This is a genomic window from Methylocystis sp. H62, assembly GCF_015709515.1.
Lineage (GTDB): Bacteria > Pseudomonadota > Alphaproteobacteria > Rhizobiales > Beijerinckiaceae > Methylocystis.
This window is the reverse complement of the sequence record NZ_JADNQZ010000046.1, coordinates 17,018-32,221: the sequence shown is the minus strand read 5'-3', so window position 1 is coordinate 32,221 and position 15,204 is coordinate 17,018. Positions and strand designations below refer to the sequence as shown.

Sequence of the window (15,204 nt, the reverse complement as noted above, 5' to 3'; positions counted from 1 at the left end):
ACACGGAGCTCGGCCAATGTCCTTCACGCTCCGCTCAAATAACGGCGTCGGACATTCGGATTTTTGGCGCATCTCCACTTCCAGTGGTTACGATGAGCCAGAAATCCTCCTTCCTCAACTTGACCGTTTTGACTCAAGAGCGCTGACGCCGGAGCCCAGGAATAGATCGACCGCGACTTTTAAGTTTTGGGCGATCAGCGTCGGCGGCTTGGTCAGGCGCGCCTCTTGGCCGGGACGCTATTTTCCCGTCTGGACGAGGACGCCCATCAGACCGGCGGCCATGGCTCCGCCGACGTCGGCTTCGGCGTCGTCGCCGATCATCGCAACGTCCTCGGCGTTGATGCCTAGGCCTTTGTCGGCGAGTTCGAAGAAGGCGGACGACGGCTTCCCGAGCACAGTCGCCTCTCGGCCGCAGGCGTATTCCAATCCCGCGATAAATGGACCTGCGTCGAGGCTCAATTCGCCGTCGCGATCGAGAAAATTGCGATTCTTCGCCAACGCCAGAAACGCCGCGCCGCAGAGAATTTTTCGATAGGCGCGGTTCAACAGATCGTAAGTGAAAAATTCGCCCGCATCGCCGACGATGACAGCGCCTTCGCCATCCTGCGGAAGCCCGGCGAAATCCTCGTAGAGATCGGGGTGGACGACCAGAAACGGCGCGAGGCGACGGCCGATGCAATAATCGCGCGCTATCGCTGCGGGTGTATAGACGTCTCCCGGTTCGACTCGCAATCCGAGCCGAGCAAGGTCATTGACGATGCGCTGGAGCGGACGACGCGTCGTGTTGGTGACGAATTTCAGCGGAAGGCCCGCCGCCCGAATTTGCGTAACCTTCGATACGAAGAGGATGAGGCATGGAAATCGTTTCCCACTGCTGTTGTCTAAAGCCAACCCTTTCCGGCAAGCGTCTGCGCAGGGCGAGGGTGCGCCTCCGTTTAGCGCCTTCGTCCTGCGGCCGTGACGTTCAAGACGAAGCGAAATTTGCACTCGATGCGATGCGCATCGTCGAGCAATTCCCAATCTTTGGCATTTGCTCGAAGCGCCTCGGCTTCTTCACGCTTAAGCGGCGGAACGCCGCCGCAGCAGGGCGTGCGAGCCTTATTTGCCAGAGCCGTTATCATCGATCGATTTCGCCGAAGACGATGTCGAGCGAGCCGACGATCGCCGACACGTCGGCCAGCATATGACCGCGCATGAGATAATCCGCTGCGGCCAGATGCGCAAATGACGGCGCTCTGATCTTGCACCTGTAGGGTCTGTTGGAGCCATCGGAGACGAGATAGACGCCAAACTCTCCTTTCGGCGCTTCGACTGCCGCATAGACTTCGCCAGCCGGCACATGAAACCCTTCGGTGTAGAGCTTGAACTGCTCGATCATCGCCTCCATTGAGCGCTTCATTTCGGCGCGTTTCGGCGGCGTTATTTTATGATCATCCACCGAAATCGGTCCCCTGCCTCCACTCGACGCCAGTCTGTCCAGGCATTGCGTCATGATGTGTGTCGACTGCCGCATTTCCTCCATGCGAACGCAGTAACGGTCGTAGCAATCGCCATGCTTGGCGACCGGAATGCCGAAGTCGAATTCCTCGTAACATTCATAAGGTTGCGCCTTGCGCAAATCCCACGCGGCGCCGCAGCTCCTGACAAACACGCCAGAAAAACCCAAGGCCCATGCGTCTTCGAGCGTCACGATGCCGATGTCGACGTTGCGCTGCTTGAAGATGCGATTATCCGTAAGCAGGCCTTCGAGATCGTTGCAGACCTTCAAGAAAGGATCGCAGAAGGCATAAATGTCGTCGATAAGCTTTTCGGGCAGATCCTGATGCACGCCCCCGATACGAAAATAATTGGCGTGCATGCGCGCACCGGAGGCGCGCTCATAGAACACCATCAGCTTTTCGCGCTCTTCGAAACCCCACAAATTCGGAGTGAGGGCGCCGATGTCCGACGCCTGCGTGGTTACATTGAGGAGATGAGAAAGAAGCCGACCGATCTCACAAAACAGCACGCGGATGAGTTGTGCTCGTTTCGGAAGCTCGAGCGCGAACAGTTTTTCCGCCGCCAGACAGAAAGCGTGTTCTTGATTCATCGGCGCGACATAATCCAGGCGGTCGAAATAGGGCAGCGCTTGTAGATAGGTTTTGTTCTCGATCAGCTTCTCGGTTCCCCGATGCAAGAATCCGATATGCGGATCGACGCGCACGACCACCTCGCCGTCCAGTTCAAGCACAAGTCGGAGCACGCCGTGAGCCGCTGGGTGCACTGGTCCGAAATTTATCGTGAAATCGCGTTCCGATGTGAGACTCATGATGACGCCCGACCGATCCGTTGAGACAACGCCCTGAAAACGGGCATGTTCCCTCGAATCTCAGGGCTCAACAACTCGAACAACGCTGCGCCGCTTATGATTGCTCGAATATCTGATGACGGCGACCGTTGACCCGCCAGCAACTTTGTTTTCCCGATGTGTGCGTTATCTTGTGCAGCATGATGCCGGCCTTCGCGTCCATCCTGAAACCCGTCGAGACGAGGCGCAAAAGTTGGCGATCGCAATTCGCGTTCGAAGTCGTCCCAACAAGGCGCTCGGATCGACAGTTCTTTTGCGACGTCGAAGGTGGCGCTCGACCCCACTTACCTTCATAGGAGTTGGAAAATGGCTACCGCCACTGCCCATCCCAAGTTCAATCTGATCTCGAGCGAACACGTCGTGGGTGCTAAGGTTTATGATTCGAGCGGAAAGGAGATTGGCGAAATCGACCACCTGATGATCGATGAGATCTCGGGGCAAGCGCGCTATGCCGTAGTAAACTTCTGCGGTTTCATGTGCCTGCGCCCAGGCCACCACCCGTTGCCATGGAGCTCACTAAACTACGAAAAATCGCGAGAAGGCTACATCACGAACGTCACCCAGCAGCAGCTCGAGGCCGCCCCTGAATTCAGCGACGACAGCTGGAGCGATCGGGATTGGGAGATGCGTGTGCATCAGCACTACAGCGCGCGCCCTTACTGGGAGGAAAGCGCAGCGCTATAGATCATGTCGGCGCGCTTGGGATGTAATTCGAGCGACGCGACGGTGGAAGTTGAGGGGCGTCGCTGACGCAGTTGCGCCGAGCGGGGGCAATCTATCGGCGCCGTCCCACCTCCCGACCTTTTTTCAGCGCTCCCACTCGCGGAACGCATATCGTGTTGCGGCGCGTTTGGGTCTAGCCAAGCGAAGGCAAGACGACATGAGTTGAAAAGCGGGCAGATTTGACTTGGTCTGGAACAACGACAAATGAGCGCGGATGCACCAGATCCATCGTCGACGCTCCTGGGGGCTACCTCCGCTATGATGATCGCGTTCGAGGACGATACGATTCAGATTCCCGCCGCAATTATCGCACATGGGCTCGATCTTGAAACCCCGACGGTTCAATCGCTAATGCGCAGCGGGGAAGTGACGAGCCGTTGCGAGAAGGGTGAGAATGAGGATGCGGGGCGATATCGGCTGACATTTTTCCATAAGGGTCGGCGCTTTCAGTTGGTCATCGACTCGACGGGTAAAATTCTCCAACGATCAGTGATTGATTTCGGTGACCGGGCATTGCCGGCCTCGTTGCGCAAGCCCGGAATTTAGGGCGTGACCAGTGCCCCGGGAGAGCCGGTGGCGCCTGAGATTCGTGATGGAAAAAGTAAGGCTTCGGCAGCGGCGCCTAAGCGGTTTCTACCCCGGTCGCCATGGCGACAGTAGTTGAACCGGATGCGCCCGCCGCAGCCTTCGCGATCGAAGAGAGGCTGGGCCGATCCCGTCGTCTTTACGGCTTGGAAAGCGTCGAGGTTTCTCCGTCGGGCGTCTCTTCACGACCGAGATGCTCGAAGGTTGCGGATGCAAGGTAATTCATGAGCCAATTCAGCATCGCCTTTTCTCGAAGCAGAATATCCTCACAAACTCCACGCGTCTCCTTGTCTCCTATAGCTGCGGCTGAAGCAATTAGAATATTATAGCATGAAATCTCCGTGATGGCGCGTTTGACGAGCTTATCGCCCACGAACGCGCCGCTGAGACCCTGCCCCATCGCGACACATTGTCCAGCCGATTCTTTCCAACTTGGCCCGCCTTCGCCGCGCCGCTCTCCATACCCCTGCAGTGCTGCTGCCTGATCCCGTGCTTCTTGGAGATGGCGTTCTAATTGCGCTTTGACATCTGGGTAGTTTTCGATCCCCTTAGCGAGTGCGTCGAGCATTGTCGTGGCTTGCTTCCCCATTGCCTGGGCGTCACGAAGCCAATCCGTTAGTCGTGTCTCTGCGGTCGCCATGTGCTCTTTCCGTGTAACCGTTGATAGCGGCAAGGGAACGCCGCATCGCCTCGTTCCATCGACGATCAATCGCGGCCTCGACATCTTAAGGCGTTCCTCGATAGCCAGAATTAGTGCGTTGCCCGGGCGGGACCACGGAGAGATCGCGGATTTGACGCAATAGCGCCCGCTAGAACCAATCTACCCGGCAACGGTCGAGGTGTCGCGAATGCGCACTGCAAACGATCGGTGCAGCGCATAGCGCGATCGCCGCCGTTTGCGCAAAAGCATGAGTGTCTTACTAAAGTCGCACTGCGCGGGCGGCTTGTGCGTGTGTTACAATTTTGGAAATCGCCTATGCCAATCGAACGTTGCAGCTCTATTTTTTGCGAAAAGAGGACGAAGCCCCCAATTAGCCGTGTCGGCGTCCGCAATGGCCTTGAGCGTAGCTCAGAAGCTGATCGAATCCCACCGTGTGAACGGGGGCGGGCCAGCTGGCGCGCCGCTTGCGCTGCGAATCGATCAGACTCTCACACAGGATGCGACCGGCACGCTCGCGATGCTATCGCTCGAAGCGATGAAGCTGGATCGTGTGAAGACGGAAGTGAGCGTTCAATATGTTGATCACAACCTCTTGCAGCTCGACAATCTGAACGCAGAGGATCACCTCTTCCTCGAAAGTGCATGCCGGAGGTACGGGATATGGTATTCGAGGCCCGGCAATGGCATCAGCCATGTCGTTCACATGGAGCGTTTCGGGCGTCCCGGTAAGTCGCTGCTCGGCTCCGACAGTCATACGCCGGCCGCGGGTTCGCTCTGCATGCTGGCGATCGGCGCCGGCGGACTCGACGTTGCGCTCGCAATGGCGGGCGAATCCTATTCGACGACAATGCCGGCGATATTCGGGGTGGAGTTGACTGGCTCGCTGCCGGATTGGGTCAGCGCCAAGGATGTCATCCTCGAAATGCTGCGACGTCACGGCGTTGCCGGCGGCGTCGGGAAGATCATCGAATACCATGGCTCTGGGTTGCGAAATCTTACGGCGATGGACAGGCATGTGATCGCCAATATGGGCGCGGAGCTCGGCGCCACCACCTCTGTCTTTCCTTCCGACGAAATGACGCTGGCGTTTCTGGCGTCGCAAGGAAGGGAGCAGGACTGGCGTGAAATCTCCGCGGACCCCGGCTGCGGCTATGACCAGCATGATCATATCGATCTCTCGAAACTCGAACCGCTCATCGCCAAGCCGTCGAGTCCTGGCAAGGTCGTGGCCGTGCGAGAAGTCCAGGGCGAAGAGATCGCTCAATCCTACGTCGGCTCTTCCGCCAATCCGGGATGGCGGGACTTTGCCATCGCCGCGGAAATCGTCCGGGGTAAAACGGTCCCGCCCGGCATCTCCTTCGATGTGAATCCGACGTCGCGGCAAGTGCTGCAGATGCTGATCAATGATGGGCGGCTTGGCGCGCTTGTCGCCGCCGGCGCCCGAATTCACCAGACCGGATGCAATGGCTGCATCGGCATGGGGCAAGCTCCGGCGATCGGACGGAATTCGCTTCGCACGACGCCGCGCAATTTCCCGGGACGTTCGGGAACCGAAGAAGATTCGGTGTTCCTGTGTTCTCCCGAAACGGCGGCTGCATCCGCTCTCGTCGGCAAGATCATCGATCCGAGGACGCTGGGCATTGCCTATCCGAAACTCTCGCAACCAGCGATCCCGCATTTGCCTTCCTCACTGCTCGAGCCGCCGCTTCCGATCGAGCAGGCGCGAGAAGTTATGTTGGTGAAGGGATCGAACATCATGTCGCTACCCGAATTTGACCCGCTTCCCGACGAATTGGAGCTGCCTGTGCTTCTCAAGATGGGAGACGATGTCTCGACCGACGAAATTATGCCCGCGGGTGCAAAGGCGCTGCCTTACCGTTCCAATCTCCAGAAGATAGCAGATTTTTCGTTCGAACGCGTCGACCCGACCTATGTCGATCGCGCGAGGGCGATCGGTCGGGAGGCGGGACATGCCGTCATCGCCGGCGAGAACTACGGTCAGGGCTCCTCCCGCGAGCATGCCGCCGCGGCGCCGCGCTATCTTGGCCTCAGGATCGTGATTGCGAAGAGCTTCGCGCGGATACATAGGCAAAACCTACTCAACTACGGAATCCTTCCGCTCCTTTTCGTCGAGCCGCAGGACTATGACAGGCTGAAAGAGAACGATACGCTCCGGGTGCGGGATTTGTCCCACAAACTGGATGGCGGCGGGAAAATCGTGTTGGAATCCGCGAGCGCCACGATCGAAACGCACCATGGTATGACGTCCGATCAAATCGAGATCATCCTGGCGGGCGGCGTCGTCAATCGCCGTCGAAACGACAGGCGCAAGGGAACAGGGTACGACGCGCTGACGCCGAGATCGTCGATCGACGTCGAACACGATATCTGACGATCCGATGATCGCGGACCGCGACACATGGCTATTCTATGCTGTCTTGCGGTTGCGCCGGATTTGATCGTCTCCTCAGCTCCATGCCGTAAGCTCCACGCGCCAAACCAGTTTCTGCATAGCCGGCGCGCGCTCGACGATTGTGGAGCGGAATCGACCTACCTTCGGCACAACGCAATGATGACTTTGGTTCTCTTGTCCGGCTTTGGCGTTGCGTTGGGGGGCGCGAGTACGTTGATCGTCGAGCCGTGTCTGATATCGCGTGATCATCCAGAACGCTTTTGGCGTTCACGTCTCGACGAGAAAGTCGCCTTGGGCGGCGCTTGGCTGACGCCGCATCTCGGTAAATTCGGCCATGATCTCCTCGAAACGATCCAAAGCCCAATCGAGATCCTCGCGCGCAATGATGAGAGGCGGCAAAAAGCGAACGACCATTTGATGGGTGGCGCTGGACAAAGGGCGTCGGCTTTACGGATGGATTGGACGAGGCAAACATTCGCGCCGCGGTCGAGCGCGCCATGACCAGCGGGCGTATCGCCTTGATCTTCATCGAAACGCAGTCCAACCCCATGAGCAGCCTAGTCGATATCGTGCTTGTGAGGCGCATATCCGAGGACATTGGGCGCAAACAGGGCTTCAGACCGACGTTTGTTGCGACAACACGCTCCTTGGGCCGGTTTTCCAGTCGCCGCTCCGGCATGGGGCCGATCTATCGCTTTATTCGCTGACGAAATACGCCGGCGGCCGCAGCGATCTCATCGCCGATATTGCGCAGGCCTTTGGATAACCGTATGGGCGTGATTGCTTGGCGCCTGAATGCTAATTTGCGCGCCTTACCATCGTCATTGTCGATCGAATGGACGATCGTCGTAGATTAGCATTCTGTGCGGCGAACGCGCAAAATTTGCTACTCCCAGCTTTTTCCGGCTCCCATGCTCATGGCCTGCAATGCGTCGGCCAATTCGATCCGTTTGCGTTCGACTGCATCCTCACCTTCCCGGATCGCCTCCTTCGCGCGATCGAACTCCAGCAGTCCGATATGGCCGACGCGCGGGGTGATATGGACATCGGGCGGGTCTCCCGCCAAGCGTGAACGCGTCAGGCGATCCTGCATGATGCTTAGAGACGTCGACATTACGCCGAACAAGCTCGGTCGGTCTCCCTCCTGCTGAAAAATCCCACGCGTCAGCCCGGTCGGAAGCGCGGCGTTCGAGATATTGGTGATGCCTTGCGTAAGCGTTAGCGGATCGAACCCAAATGCGGTCCGAACAGTCGTCGCGGCGCGGCGCGATTTGCCGATGATGTCGGTGTTGAGATTGATTGCAATGACCATATCCGCGCCCAACGCGCGACAAGCCGCAACAGGCAAGGGATCGACCAGTGCGCCGTCTGCGAGCAAGCGGCTCTCGATTTCCGTGGGCGGCAACAATCCGGGCAAGGCTAAGGACGCGTGCACCGCGTCGGCGAGGTCGCCCTGCCGCAACCATATTTCATGTCCGGTCACCAAATCGGTTGCGACAGCGACAAAGGGAATCCGCAAATCTTCAATGCGGCGCGAGCCGAGAAATCGTCGTATTTCGGTGACGATTCTGTTTCCGCTGAGCAGTCCGCCGCGGCCTAAGTGCAAATCGAGGTAGCTCAAGATTTTCCGCTTGTTGAGCGACAGCGCCCAGCTTTCCAATTCGTCGAGTTGTCGCGTAAGATAGCATGCGCCGACAAGCGCGCCCGCCGAACAGCCCGCCATGATGTCGAATCCGATTCCAAGGCGCGACAAGGCGCGTATCGCCCCAATATGCGCCCAGCCTCTCGCTACGCCGCTGCTTAAGGCAAGTCCGACCTTGCGGCGTTGGGACGGGTTTATGGAATCAGCGACCGCCACGGAACCGTCCCCCTGGAACGCGGAACCCCAGGCGTCTCCTCGTACCGCGTTTGCCGGAGCCCAGAATCCGTTCAATATAGGGGCGAATTTGGCGGAATCTATTGTTCACGAAATCTCCATGATCACCATCGCGATATCGTCGCTTCGAGGCGCGTCGCCGCAAAACTCGCGCATATCGGCCAGCACTTCGGTGATCAGCGTTTCTGGCGCAAGATCACGGTGCGCCCTGAACGCCTCGCATAGGCGATCGACGCCAAAGAAATCGCCACGGCGATTTTGGGCCTCCGTGACTCCGTCGGTGTAGAATAGGAGCTTGTCGCCGGCGGAAAGTTCGATGCTACGCTCCTCGAAATCGACGGCGCGCTTCACGCCAAGCACCAAGCCATCCGCATCCAATAAGGCGCAGCCGCTTTGGGACGACCGCAGCAACAACGGAGAATTGTGGCCGGCGTTGGCGTATTTCAAGGTTCGGGTCTCGGACAGAAAACGGAAATAGAACATCGTGATGAACAATTCGGCCCGAGTGAGGTCGTGATGAAGAAGCTCATTCAAATCGCACAAAACCTGCGCCGGGCCAGTTGGCGCGCCAATTGATCTGCGGGTTTCGGCTCGTAACGTGCTGCGCACTTCGGTCATGATGAGCGCTGCCCCGACGCTGTGACCGGACACGTCGGCGATCACGACATCGACGCCGCTGGAATTGTCAAAATAGTCGAAATAGTCTCCGCCGACGTGGGTTGCTGGTAGGCAGACGCCGGCCAGTTCGACGCGGGGCAGGCGAAGCGGCGCGTCCGGCAGCAGCGAAAGCTGAATATGCTTCGCGATCTCCAATTCATGGCGACTCTCCTCCGCCTTGCGTCGTTCGGTGACGTCCGTCTGGACGCCGATATAATGCGTGATTGCCCCGGCGTCGTCCGCGACCGGCGAGATCAGCAACTCGTTCCAAAAGGGGGAGCCGTCCTTTCGGTAGTTCTTCAGCGTGACTTCACAGCTTTGTCCTTTGGAGATGGAGCGACGAATTTCATCGAGCGCCGCTGGATCGGTTTCGGGGCCTTGCAACAAATCCATGCCGCGTCCGAGCAGCTCCTCGCGCGTATAGCCGGTGATGCGAGAAAGCGCCGGATTGACGTAAATATTGGGGTTTCCAGGAATTCGCGCATCACAGATCACAATGCCGATGCGCACGGATTCGATCGCGCGATTACGAACGCGCAGAGCGTCTTCGTACTGCTTTCGCGCTGTAATGTCATGGTCCACGCCACGCCATTTGATCAACCAGCCACTGGGGTCAAATATCGGCGCGCCGGTCGACTCGGTGTAGACGTCATGTCCGTCCTTGTGCCGGTAATGATTGACGAGCCGGTGAAACGGACGGCAATTTTCGGACGAAGAGGAAGGAAGCTCCGCCATCCAATGTGCGGGGGGCTCCCCCGCGAACAAGTCAAGATAGCTTTTTCCCAGTATGTCCTCCGGCGCCAACCCGAGAATGTCTCGCACCGCGACGCTGCTATAGATGTAACGGCCCCACGGGTCCTGTTCCCAAAGCCATTCGCCGGCCATCTCCGCGACATTTCGGAAACGTTGTTCGCTTTCGGCGAGCGCCTCCTTATCCCGCTTTTGTTGCGTGACGTCCTCCTGAATCGCCAAGAAGTGGGTGATTTCGCCCCGAGCGTCGCGCAAGGGCGTAATCGTTTCCTGCGCCCAATAGAGTTCGCCGCTCTTCTTCCGATCCTGGATTTCTCCGCGCCATTCGCTGCCGCTGGAAATAGTTTCCCAGAGGCGGCGATATAGCTCTCTCGCCGTATGATTGGATTGCAGCAGACGTGGATTCTGGCCGATCAGTTTGTCGGCTTCGTACCCCGTCAAATGGACGAAACGGTTGTTCACATATTCAATGCGCCCGTCCTTGTTCGAAATCATTACAGCAACCGGGCTCTGATCCATCGCCGCCGACAGCGTTATGAGCCGCTCCTCGGCGCGCTTTAGCCTGGTCAGATCGTGAGTGACGCCCACGAAGTATCGCTGTCCCTCTAACCAGATCTCGCCAATGGATAAATACATTGGGAAGGTCGAGCCGTCCTTGCGCCGTCCGGAGACCTCCCGGCCTATGCCGATGATCTTCTTGACGCCGGTTTCGCGATACGTTGAAAGGTAGCCGTCGTGAACGTCGCGATATGGCGCAGGCATCAGCAACTTGACGTTGGCGCCGAGCGCCTCCTCCGTGCGATAGCCGAAGAGCGTCTCGGCTCCCGCGCTGAACCATTGAATTTTGCCGCCTTCGTCGATGACGACAAGGCCATCGGCCATCCCGCCGAAGATGGTCTCGAGTATGACCTTGGTACCGCGCAGTGCGACGCCTTCGATCAGTGCAGGTTCACGGGGACGAAGCTTCAACAAAGTCCACGCGGCGCTGCTTCCAACCGGGCAAATCGCACACACGGCGTCAATCTTGCTTCCATCCTTTCGACGAAGTCGAACGTCCAACCACCCCGATGGTGGCGTTGGCGGATCGTGCGACCACGCGGCCGGGTCGGCGCCGCCGTTGCGGCTCGAGATTTCCAGCTTTGTGAGGAGCGGATGGCTGATCAGTTCTTCTTCTAAGTAGCCGGTCAGCCGCTCAACCGCGCCATTCATCGCGCACAACTCACCGGCCTCGTCCAGCAAGCAAAGGCCTTCGTCAAAGGCGTCGAGGATCAAGCGCGCAGGCGGGTTTTTGATCACGGCGCCAACTCCTCTGCATCGCGCAACGCTGAGCGCGTTGTCGGCTCTGTCTCCATCGCCTAGGCTGCCGCGCGGGCGTCGCACGCCGCGCTGCTCGCATCGATCAGCGTGTCGAGTTCGGCGCCGAAGGCCGCGAAGGCCGCGAGCGTCGGCATGGCCGCCTCGACCAATTCGGCGCGCGATCGCTGAAGCTTGGCCAAATGAGGCTCGAACCCAAGACGTCGGAAGAACGCCGTCGGTTCTCGCAAGCCCATTCGCAACTCGAACGACGCTACGCGCGCCGGCGCCGCGCGAAACCGGTCGTCGAGCGCGGTCTGCAATCGTCGCTCCCAGGCGTCCCGCGCCTTAACTTCGGCCAGAAGCGTTGCGATCTGACGCAGTCCAAACAGAACGACCGCGTCGTCGTAAAGCTCGGCCGCAACCCGGATGTCCTGCCCCGCGGACTGAGACAGCTCCACCAGAATCGGAAAGTCGCGCAGCCTGTTCAAGAACAATTGCCGCGAGACCTCAGGAGCCGCCGAACCCAGAATGGCGAACTCCGCGCTTTCGCTGAAGTGATCGAGATAGTCTCGCAGATATGCGCGCCATTCGGCGGTTTCTTCCGCACGCGGTTGGAGGCGTCGGCCACGCTGTAACGCCCAGCGGCACAGGTAAGCCAGGGCGTTTTCGAGCTGCAGAAGGTATTCATATTGACGGCTGGTCGTCATTTTTCCATCTAGAGCGCGCACGGCGTCGCGCCATCGATCGCCCTCTAAAATCTGGTCGAAGGCCAAATAAAGCCCAACCGCGTCAATGGGCAGGTCTGGAACCAGTCCTTCGCCGAAGAGGGGGAAACAGCCGCCGGCCTGATCGATCACCTTGTTGCAGATCATCGTTGCGGCGATCTCTCGCGCGAGCGAATGATCCCTCGAGCGATCCGCGTAGCGCGCGCGTACGCCTTCGGGAAAATAGCCGGCGAGAAGATCATTGGCCCATTCCCCTTGCAGGAAGCTCGCGGCCTCGAGCAGCGCTCGCTTCAGCGCCAATTTGGAATAAGCCATCAGCACGGCGAGCTCCGGCCTGGTCAGTCGCTTTCCGGCGCGCGCCAAGACATCCTTGCGCGACGGGAAAGCGTGGACGGCTTTATCCAGTAACCCCGCGTTCTCGAGTTGATCGGCAAGATCCATGAACGGCCCGACCTCTTCGAGGCAACGCTCGCTGTCCAGGGACAGGCACAGACTCTGCCGATAATTGTCGTTCAGCACGGACGCGCAGACATCGTCGGCGAGCGCATTGAGGAGTTGATTTCGATCCTTGTCGCCAAGGCCATCGGGTCGGCCGACAAGAGGCGAGCGCAAGAGAATCTTGAGATTGACCTCGTGATCCGAGAGGTCGACCCCGGCGGAATTGTCCACCGCGTCGGTGTTGATGCGGCCGCCGTTCAGGGCATATTCAACGCGCGCGCGTTGAGTGAAGGCAAGGTTCGCGCCCTCCCCAACGACCTTGGCGCGAAGCTGGATCGCGTCAACGCGCGCGCCGTCGTTGGCGCGGTCGCCGACGCTTTCGTTGGTTTCGGAGCTCGCCTTGACATAGGAGCCGACGCCGCCCATCCATAACAGGTCCACGGGCGCGGTTAACAGGAGGCGGATGAGGCCTTCCCCGTCGATCGAGGGATGTCGCACGCCAAGCCACGCTCGCACCTCGGCGCTCAGTGGAATGTCCTTGTCGTCTCGCCGAAACACCCCTCCGCCCCTGGAAATGAGCTCCGGATTGTAATCCAGCCAGGTGGAATTCGGCGTGTCAAACAAGCGGCGGCGCTCCGCTAAGGAAGGCAGCGGGTCGGGACTGGGATCGATAAATATATGCCGCGAACTGAATGCCGCGAGCAGGCGAATATTGTTCGTTTGCAACATTCCGTTGCCGAAAACATCGCCATCCATCGAGCCGACGCCGACGACGGTGAACGCTTGCTCGTCGATGTCGCGCGCCAATTCGCGGAAATGCCGTTTCACGCAGACCCAGGCGCCGCGGGCGGTGATGCCGAGTCTCTTATGGTGAAAACCATTCGATCCGCCGGTCGCGAAGGCGTCTCCAAGCCAGAAGCCATACGACTGCGCGATTTCGTTGGCGTGATCTGACCATGTCGCGGTCCCCTTGTCGGCGGCGACGACAAGATAGGGATCGGCGTCGTCATAGCAAACGAGTTCGGGCGAATGCGTCGTCCGTGAATTCTCCAAATTGTCGGTCAGATCCAGCAATCCTCGAATGAAATCGGCGTAGGCGGCCTTGGCCCGGCTCTCGCGCTGTTTGGGGTCGGCGCAAGGGCGCTTGAGGACAAACCCGCCTTTGGCGCCCTGAGGAACGATCAAGGCGTTCTTGACCATCTGCGTTTGCATCAGATCGAGAATCTCTGCGCGCAGATCGTCCGGGCGATCCGACCAGCGGATGCCCCCGCGCGCCACCTTCGCGCCGCGTAAATGCACGCCTTCCATCAAGCGCGAGTGGACGTAGATTTCCGACATCGGTCTTGGATTCGGCATGTTGATCACGCCAAGGCTATCGATCTTTATGGCGATGCCCCGATCGGCGCGATCGCCACGGAAATAAAAATTCGTGCGCAAGGTGGCGTCGATAAGATTGAAAAGATCGCGCAAGATGTGATCGTCGTTTACGTCCGCGACTTTATCGAAGCCGGCGATGAGTTGCAGTCGGATCGATGTCAGCTGGTCCAATTCAAGCTGATAGGAGTTCTGCGCGGCGCCGGCTGGTTCGAAGCGGGCCTCGAAATAGCGATGCAGCAGTCGCGCGACCTCGACATTGTCCAGGAGCGCCTGGTAAACGCGGCCTCGTCCAAGCCGACCCCCGAGCTGGAGGTAATAATTGCAATAGGTCCGAAACAGCTCAATCTCCCGCCAATCGAATCCCGCCAGCAAGGTCAGCCTGTTCAGAGCGTCGTCCTCCGCCTGGCCGGCGAGCAGGACGTCCAGCGCGCGCAGGAGTTGTTTGGCGGAGGCTTGGAGGACGCCGACGCCTTCAATCCCTGGCTCGACGAGGAAGCTGCGAATGAATCCTCGTTCGGCGTCGAGCGCTATTTTGAATTGGACCTGATCGACGACACGAAGTCCCAAATTTTGCAAGATCGGCAACAGCTCGTCGAGAGGGCGCTCCCTCATGCTGAAAATTCGGATCTCGTGGCGTGCGACGGCGCCGTCGGTCAGCCGACGCACATCGACGGCGTCGCGCCTACGATTCGCCGCTGCGCTCAGCAACAGCAAGTCGCGACCGGCGCGTTGCGCAGAGTTGAAAGGACGATAGTTCGCGGGGAATGCGCGCTCGATCGAATAGGGTGGCGGCTCCCGCTGCAATCTCCGGGCCGCGCGCTTGAGGAAATTTGAAAGATTCGTTTCCCAGTCCATGGTCGAATTGCGGTTGCGGCGTCGCCTTCCATCCGTTGTCGGCGTCGAGCAAGGCCCTAAGCCGTAACCGGTTCTGGTTATGTCAGCTTCTTGCGCATCTCGAGAACGTTGCCGGAGTCCGTCCTGTGGTACTCAACAGAATCCATTAGGGAGCGAATAAAGAAGATCCCGCGCCCACGTTCGCTCACGTCATCGAAGTCGGGCGTCGGGACGGCCGCGAGATCGAAACCTTGTCCGTGGTCATAGACTCGAACCCAAAGATCGTTGTTTTCGATCGATAGGCATATTCTGACGGTCTCCTTTGCGCCGCCGCCGCTATATTGAATGGCGTTGGCCACCGCTTCGGTGAGAACGAGATTAAGGTGGTACGCCAAAGTGTCCTGGTCGCAATTTCGTGTGTCCAGCTCCTTGGCGATCTGTTCGGCGATGTTTCCAACCACTCGCAGGTAGCGCGTTTGGTTGGGGACAACGATATCCAAGTTCAGGATTGTCTCGGACATA

11 protein-coding genes and 1 pseudogene are annotated in these 15,204 nt (G+C 58.9%); 4 read left to right on the top strand and 8 right to left on the bottom strand.

Annotation, left to right across the window (positions count from 1 at the left end; all coding sequences use genetic code 11):
- Positions 1-237: 237 nt before the first annotated feature.
- Positions 238-891, bottom strand: a complete 654-nt coding sequence (locus tag IYY11_RS05615; RefSeq protein WP_196403019.1) for an HAD hydrolase-like protein — start codon at positions 889-891, stop codon at positions 238-240.
- Positions 892-1,117: 226 nt separating this feature from the next.
- Positions 1,118-2,308, bottom strand: a complete 1,191-nt coding sequence (locus IYY11_RS05610; RefSeq protein ID WP_196403018.1) for an NADH-quinone oxidoreductase subunit D — start codon at positions 2,306-2,308, stop codon at positions 1,118-1,120.
- Between the two features lie 345 nt (positions 2,309-2,653).
- On the opposite strand from IYY11_RS05610, the gene IYY11_RS05605 reads away from it, so the two are divergent.
- Positions 2,654-3,031 (top strand): PRC-barrel domain-containing protein, encoded by a 378-nt coding sequence (locus IYY11_RS05605; protein ID WP_196403017.1) that lies wholly within the window; start codon positions 2,654-2,656, stop codon positions 3,029-3,031.
- Between the two features lie 243 nt (positions 3,032-3,274).
- The gene (locus IYY11_RS05600; RefSeq protein WP_196403016.1) at positions 3,275-3,616 is read left to right on the top strand and encodes a DUF6522 family protein; all 342 of its coding nucleotides are present in this window, start codon (positions 3,275-3,277) and stop codon (positions 3,614-3,616) included.
- Between the two features lie 178 nt (positions 3,617-3,794).
- Here IYY11_RS05600 and IYY11_RS05595 read toward each other — a convergent pair whose 3' ends face one another.
- The gene (locus tag IYY11_RS05595; protein ID WP_196403015.1) at positions 3,795-4,295 is read right to left on the bottom strand and encodes a DUF892 family protein; all 501 of its coding nucleotides are present in this window, start codon (positions 4,293-4,295) and stop codon (positions 3,795-3,797) included.
- A 412-nt stretch (positions 4,296-4,707) separates the two neighbouring features.
- Here IYY11_RS05595 and IYY11_RS05590 point away from each other — a divergent pair, with 412 nt between their 5' ends.
- Positions 4,708-6,708: an aconitate hydratase gene (locus IYY11_RS05590; protein ID WP_196403014.1), complete on the top strand. Its 2,001-nt coding sequence runs from the start codon at positions 4,708-4,710 to the stop codon at positions 6,706-6,708.
- Positions 6,709-6,996: 288 nt separating this feature from the next.
- Here IYY11_RS05590 and IYY11_RS05585 read toward each other — a convergent pair whose 3' ends face one another.
- Positions 6,997-7,143 carry a hypothetical protein gene (locus IYY11_RS05585; protein WP_196403013.1) on the bottom strand — a complete coding sequence of 49 codons (147 nt, stop codon included), beginning with the start codon at positions 7,141-7,143 and terminating at the stop codon, positions 6,997-6,999.
- 20 nt (positions 7,144-7,163) lie between these two features.
- Between IYY11_RS05585 and IYY11_RS05580 the strand changes: the two are divergent.
- A pseudogene (locus IYY11_RS05580) lies at positions 7,164-7,471 on the top strand (PLP-dependent transferase); the annotation flags it as partial.
- 144 nt (positions 7,472-7,615) lie between these two features.
- Here the strand turns inward: IYY11_RS05580 and IYY11_RS05575 are convergent.
- From IYY11_RS05575 to IYY11_RS05560, 4 genes are all read right to left on the bottom strand, one after another.
- Complete coding sequence (locus IYY11_RS05575; protein ID WP_196403012.1) at positions 7,616-8,587, bottom strand: patatin-like phospholipase family protein; 972 nt, start codon at positions 8,585-8,587, stop codon at positions 7,616-7,618.
- A 105-nt stretch (positions 8,588-8,692) separates the two neighbouring features.
- Positions 8,693-11,308: a PAS domain S-box protein gene (locus IYY11_RS05570; RefSeq protein WP_312029704.1), complete on the bottom strand. Its 2,616-nt coding sequence runs from the start codon at positions 11,306-11,308 to the stop codon at positions 8,693-8,695.
- 59 nt (positions 11,309-11,367) lie between these two features.
- Entirely contained in the window at positions 11,368-14,703 is a 3,336-nt protein-coding gene (locus tag IYY11_RS05565; protein WP_196403011.1) for an NAD-glutamate dehydrogenase domain-containing protein, read from the bottom strand.
- A gap of 77 nt (positions 14,704-14,780) precedes the next feature.
- Complete coding sequence (locus IYY11_RS05560; RefSeq protein WP_196403010.1) at positions 14,781-15,203, bottom strand: ATP-binding protein; 423 nt, start codon at positions 15,201-15,203, stop codon at positions 14,781-14,783.
- Position 15,204 lies beyond the last annotated feature (1 nt).